This window comes from Halolamina salina, from assembly GCF_042678005.1.
In the GTDB taxonomy this organism is placed as follows: Archaea; Halobacteriota; Halobacteria; order Halobacteriales; family Haloferacaceae; genus Halolamina; species Halolamina salina.
In genome coordinates, this window is the sequence record NZ_JBHUDH010000064.1 from 1 (window position 1) to 1,756 (window position 1,756).

Consider the following 1,756-nt stretch of genomic DNA (forward strand, 5'->3'; position numbering starts at 1 on the left):
CCGCCGTCGGCGACCGCGGTCCGCCGGAGACGTTCGACGGTCGCCGCCTCGTCGGTGCGGAGATCCGCGAGCAGGTCGAACAGTTCGCCGACCGCCCGGACGCCCTCGTCGTGGAGAAACTCGACGTAGCGACGCTTCCGACGGAACTCCTGTTCGACTGCCTCCGGCGAGCGATCGGTCGCGGCGGCGATCCGGTGGAACAGCCGGAACCCGCGGTCGTCGGGGGCCGCGGGGTCGCTCGGCCCGGCGAGGGAGAACTCCCCGGTCACGTCGCGGGCGAACACCTCGTTGAAGCAGATCGTGGTGTCGCCCTTCTCGATCACCTCCCCCGCGCCGGGTGGGAGTTCGTCGGCCTGCTCCGGCGTGAGGAACTCGACGGCCCGGGCGACGTAGCGATCGCCGTCCGAGCGATGCGGGAAGACGACGAGGTCGATCTCCTCGAGCAGGTAGGCGGGGACGCCCTGTTCGACCACGCGGTTCACGAGCGTGCGGACGTCCTCGGCGTGGGTCGTGCCGACGACGCCGTGGCCGGTGTTGACGGTCTCGGCGAACGTCTCGAAGCTCTCGGGCGTGTTGATCTCCGCGATCACCTCCGTGTCGGGGTTGAGGTAGTTCGACTCGGTCATCAGATCCGCCATCGTCACCCGCTTGTACTCGCTCTCGTGGTCCCGCGTGGTCAGCGAGACGCCGGTTTCGTGGGGCAGGCGGACCTCCCGCGACCCCTCGTCGATCGAGACCGGGCGGTCGTCGTAGGGGACGAACGGCATGTGGGCGTTCATCAGCGTCGTCTTCCCCACCCCGGTCGGGCCGGAGAACAGCACCACGCCCTGATGCTCGTAGCAGAGCCACAGCAGCGCGACGAGATCGACGGACAGCGTGCCGTTCCGAAGCAGATCGACGGGCGTCATCGCCTCGGCGGCCTGCTTCCGGATGGAGACGTGCGGGCCGCCCTCGCTGATGACCGGCAGCGCGACCGCACACCGCACTGTCTCGGCGACGCCCGGCGGGTCGAGGTTCACCTTTGCGCTGGGGTTCGAGGCGTCGAGTTCGACGCCGTCGCTCGCCGCCAACTGGGTGACGACGTTGACGAAGCTGCTCTCGGTGTCGAAGGCGAGGTTCGTCGGCACCCGGCCCCCGTCGGCGATCTCGCTGCGCGGGACGACCTTCACGCGCTCGCCGACGCGGTTGGCTTCGATGTCCTCCAGGTTCGGGTCCCGGATCGGCACCGTCAGCGGTCCCTCCCCGACGTAGTCGCGGAGGACGTGGTAGACGAGGTCGTCGAGTCGGTCCGCCGCGTAGCGGTCGTCGACCGGCGGCAGCCCCACGCCGAGGTCGGCCAGCGCCGACCGGACCCGGTAGCGCACCGACGCCAGCCACTCCCGGGTGTTCCGTCCGGTGAGTCGGCGGGAAAGCAGCCGCCGCGCGCGCTCGGCGACGAACGCGCGGCGGTCGACGCCGTCGCCGATCACGTCCTCGGTGCTGGCCTCCCAGACGCGCTCCTTGCACTCCGCGATGAGCGCCTCGTCGCCCGGGAGCAGGTCCGGCTCCAACACCGCGTACCGCGTGGCGAAGCGGTCGCTCCCGAGCATGCCGTCGCGGTAGAGGACGACCGGGACGGGGTAGCCCGCGAACTCGACTTCGTAGCGCCGCAGTCGCTCGGCGGCCACGCGGTCGACGAACGCGCCGTCGGCGTCGAGATCGGTCACCGCGGGGGCGAAGTCGGTGGTGTGGACCACGAGGCTGCCGTCGGCGGCGG

The 1,756-nt window shown here is 71.0% G+C and carries 1 protein-coding gene; it reads right to left on the reverse strand.

Going from position 1 to position 1,756, the window contains the following annotated elements; genetic code table 11:
• The coding region (locus ACFR9S_RS07065) for a type II/IV secretion system ATPase subunit (RefSeq protein ID WP_379818339.1) at nt 1–1,756 on the reverse strand (1,756 nt) is incomplete at both ends.